General features: G+C 71.1%; 3 protein-coding genes. 2 read left to right on the top strand and 1 reads right to left on the bottom strand.

The annotated features are described in order from the left end of the window. Positions 1-1755 (top strand): endonuclease/exonuclease/phosphatase family protein (locus J0670_RS30985; RefSeq protein WP_207815148.1); only part of this gene is annotated, 1755 nt, incomplete at its 5' end. 75 nt (positions 1756-1830) lie between these two features. Further along, entirely contained in the window at positions 1831-2382 is a 552-nt protein-coding gene (locus tag J0670_RS30980) for a GNAT family N-acetyltransferase (protein WP_207815146.1), read from the top strand. On the opposite strand, the gene J0670_RS30975 is transcribed toward J0670_RS30980, so the two are convergent. Further along, the coding region (locus J0670_RS30975; RefSeq protein ID WP_207815145.1) for an excinuclease ABC subunit UvrA at positions 2370-4502 on the bottom strand (2133 nt) is incomplete at its 5' end. The genes J0670_RS30980 and J0670_RS30975 overlap by 13 nt on opposite strands.

Below are 4502 nucleotides of genomic sequence, written 5' to 3'. Positions count from 1 at the left end.
ACGGCCGCCCCGCCCGCCCCGACCGAGGCCGGACCGCTGCGGATCCACGACATCCACGGCACCACCCGGATATCCCCGCAGGCCGGAAAGCCCGTCACCGGCGTGCCCGGGATCGTCACCGGCCTGCGCGCGTACGGCAGTTCCAAGGGCTTCTGGATGCAGGACCCGAACGCGGACGCCAACCCGGCCACCAGCGAGGGCATCTTCGTCTACACCGGCGCGAACCCGACCGTGAAGGTCGGCGACTCGGTGCTGGTGAGCGGCAAGGTCACCGAGTACTACCCGAACTACGCCGGCGGCTCGCAGTCCGTCACCGAACTCACCGGCCCCGCCGTCACCGTGCTGTCCTCGGGCAACCCGCTGCCCGCCCCGGTCGTCGTGGACACCCGCAACATCCCCGGCCACTACGCCCCGCCGGCCGGCCCGGACGGCACCATCTCCTCGGTGCCGCTCGACCCGGAGAAGTACACCCTGGACTTCTACGCCTCCCTGGAGGGCATGCTGGTCCAGGTCAAGGACGTCCGGGTGGTGCAGGCCACCGACAAGTACAACGAGCTGTGGGTCGCCGCCGACCGGCAGGACCAGCGCAGCAAGCGCGGCGGCCTGCTGTACGAGTCGTACAAGGAGCCCAACGTCGGCCGCCTGATGGTGCAGCAGCAGGCGCCGGTCTCCCAGCAGCCCTTCCCGGTGGCCAACGTCGGCGACGAGCTGACCGGCACCACCACCGGCCCGCTGGACTACAACCAGTTCGGCGGCTACACCATCGTGGCCGGCACCATGGGCACGCTGAAGGACAACCACCTCCAGCGCGAGGTCACCCCCCAGGCGTCCGACCGCGAACTCACCATCGCCACCTACAACGTGGAGAACCTGGCCGCCACCAACCCGGACGCCAAGTTCGCCCAGCTCGCCCAGGGCATCGTCACCAACCTGCGTTCGCCCGACATCGTCGCCCTGGAGGAGATCCAGGACAACAACGGCGCCAAGAACGACGGCACGGTGGACGCGAGCCAGACCGTCGCCAAGTTCCTCGCCGCGATCAAGGCGGCCGGCGGCCCGGCCTACGACTGGCGCTCGGTCGACCCGCAGGACGGCAAGGACGGCGGCGAGCCCGGCGGCAACATCCGCCAGGTCTTCCTGTACAACCCGCAGCGGGTCTCCTTCACCGACATCCCCGGCGGCGACGCCGCCACCGCCGTCGGTGTGGCCGGCACCGGGGCCGCCGCCGCGCTCACCGCCTCGCCCGGCCGGATCGAGCCGAACGACGAGGCGTGGACCAACAGCCGCAAGCCGCTGGTCGGCCAGTTCTCCTTCCGCGGCCAGAAGGTCTTCGTGATCGCCAACCACTTCAACAGCAAGGGCGGCGACCAGGGCATCGACAGCCGCTTCCAGGCCCCGACCCGCAGCTCCGAGGTGCAGCGGACCAAGCAGGCCACCGTCGAGCAGTCCTTCGTCGCCAAGCTGCTGGCCGCCGACAAGCAGGCGAGGATCGTCTCCGTCGGCGACTTCAACGACTACCAGTTCTCGCCCGCGCTCGCCACGCTCACCAAGGGCGGCGTGCTGCGCGACCTGGTGAACGAACTGCCCGAGACCGAGCAGTACTCGTACGTCTACCAGGGCAACTCGCAGGTGCTCGACCACATCCTGGTCAGCCCCGAGGTCGGCTACGCCAAGTACGACATCGTGCACATCAACGCCGAGTTCGCCCAGCAGGCCAGCGACCACGACCCGCAGGTGGTCCGCATCAAGCCGTGACCCGACCTGCGGCTATCCTGCCTCCGCCGCCGGTGACCGCCGGCGGCGGAGGCGGATCACCGGACGGGGGCGGACGTGGCGTACCGCATCGAGCGGATCGGGCGCGAGGACTGGCAGCGGCTGCGGAAGGTGCGGCTGGCCCAACTCCTCGACGCCCCCATGGCGTTCGGCGAACCCTACGAGTACGCGCTGCAGCAGCGCGAGGGCAACTGGCGGGCCCGGACGGACTGGGTGAACGAGCCCGACAAGATCGGGCTGGTCGCGGTGGACGACACCGACGAGTGGGTCGGCACCATGCTGTCGATCCCGAACGGGGAACACCCCGGGGCCGTCGACCTGATCGGCGTCTGGGTGGACCCGGCGCACCGCGGCCGCGCACTCGGCGTCGCCGACGCCCTGCTGGACGCCGTCCTCGCCTGGGCCCGCGTCCGGGGCGCCGGGCGGATGCTGCTCGGGGTGCACGAGGAGAACCACCGCGCCGCCGCCTTCTACCGGCGGCGCGGCTTCTCGTACACGGGCGGCGAGACGCCGTACGTGCTGGACCGGGAGGCCCGGATCCTGGAGATGGCCCTCCCGCTGGATCGAACTCCGTCCGGGAGGGCCGTCAGGGGCGCTCAGCCCACGTAGTCGGCCAGGTGCTCGCCGGTCAGCGTCGAGCGGGCCGCGACCAGCTCGGCCGGGGTTCCCTCGAAGACCACCCGGCCGCCGTCGTGGCCGGCGCCCGGGCCGAGGTCGATGATCCAGTCCGCGTGCGCCATGACCGCCAGGTGGTGCTCGATCACGATCACCGACTTGCCGGAGTCCACCAGGCGGTCCAGCAGCCCGAGCAGCTGCTCCACGTCCGCCAGGTGCAGACCGGTGGTCGGCTCGTCCAGGACGTAGATCCCGCCCTTGTCCGCCATGTGAGTGGCCAGCTTGAGCCGCTGGCGCTCGCCGCCGGACAGCGTGGTGAGCGGCTGGCCGAGGCTCACGTAGCCGAGTCCGACATCCGAGAGCCGCTGCAGGATCCGGTGCGCGGCGGGCAGCTTCGCCTCGCCGGCGCCGAAGAACTCCTCCGCCTCGGCCACCGGCATCGCGAGCACCTCGCTGATGTCCCGGCCCCCGAGCCGGTACTCCAGCACCGCGGCCTGGTAGCGCCGGCCCTCGCAGTCCTCGCAGGTGGAGGCCACCCCGGCCATCATCGCCAGATCGGTGAAGACCACGCCCGCGCCGTTGCAGGTCGGGCAGGCGCCCTCGGAGTTGGCGCTGAACAGGGCCGGCTTCACCCCGTTGGCCTTGGCGAAGGCCTTGCGGATCGGGTCGAGCAGGCCGGTGTAGGTGGCCGGGTTGCTGCGCCGGGAGCCCTTGATCGCGCCCTGGTCGACGTACACCACGCCCTCCTCTCCCGGAAGCGAGCCGTGGATCAGCGAGCTCTTGCCCGAGCCCGCGACGCCGGTGACCACGGTGAGCACCCCGAGCGGCACGTCCACGTCCACGTCCCGCAGGTTGTGGGTGTTCGCCCCGCGGACCGCCAGCTTCCCGGTCGGCTTGCGGACGCTCTCCCGCAGCGCCGTGCGGTCGGCCAGGTGCCGGCCGGTGACGGTGCCGCTGGCGCGCAGCCCCTCCACGCCGCCCTCGAAGCAGACCGCGCCGCCCGCCGTACCGGCCCCCGGGCCGAGGTCCACCACGTGGTCGGCGATCGCGATGGTCTGCGGCTTGTGCTCCACCACCAGCACCGTGTTGCCCTTGTCCCGCAGCCGCAGCAGCAGGTCGTTCATCCGGCTGATGTCGTGCGGGTGCAGACCGGTGGTGGGCTCGTCGAAGACGTACGTGGTGTCGGTGAGCGAGGAGCCGAGGTGGCGGATCATCTTGACGCGCTGCGCCTCGCCGCCGGAGAGGGTGCCGGAGGGGCGGTCGAGCGAGAGGTAGCCGAGGCCGATCTCGACGAAGGAGTCCAGGACCTGCCGCAGCGCGGTGAGCAGCGGCGTGACCGAGGGCTCGTCCAGGTCGCGGACCCAGTCGGCGAGGTCGCTGATCTGCATCGCGCAGGCGTCGGCGATGCTGATGCCCGCGATCTTCGAGGAGCGGGCGGCCTCGCTGAGCCGGGTGCCCTCGCACTCGGGGCAGGTGGTGAAGGCGACGGCGCGCTCCACGAAGGCCCGGATGTGCGGCTGCAGCGCCTCCTTGTCCTTGGACAGCATCGACTTCTGGATCTTGGGGATCAGGCCCTCGTAGGTGAGGTTGACGCCGTTGACCTTGACCTTGGTCGGCTCCCGGTACAGGAAGTCCTGGAGTTCCTTCTCGGTGTACTCGCGGATCGGCTTGTCCGGGTCGAGGAAGCCGGAGTTGGCGTACACACCGACCGTCCACCAGCTGTCCGGCTTCCAGCCGGGGATGGTGATGGCGCCCTCGGAGAGCGACCTGGAAGCGTCGTAGAGCTGGGTGAGGTCGATGTCGGAGACGCTGCCCCGGCCCTCGCAGCGCGGGCACATGCCGCCGGTGATGCTGAAGCTGCGCCGCTCCTTGACCGTCCTGCCGCCGCGCTCGACGGTCACGGCGCCGGCGCCGCTGATCGAGGGGACGTTGAAGGAGAAGGCCTTGGGGGAGCCGATGTGCGGCGTGCCGAGCCGGCTGAACAGGACGCGCAGCATCGCGTTGGCGTCGGTGGCGGTGCCGACGGTGGAGCGCGGGTCGGCGCCCATTCGCTGCTGGTCGACGATGATCGCGGTGGTGAGGCCCTCCAGGACGTCCACCTCGGGGCGGGCGAG

Source organism: Streptomyces sp. FH025 (genome assembly GCF_017427025.1).
Lineage (GTDB): Bacteria > Actinomycetota > Actinomycetes > Streptomycetales > Streptomycetaceae > Kitasatospora.
Note: the sequence above shows the minus strand (reverse complement) of the source record. Positions and strands in the feature narration are given on the sequence as shown.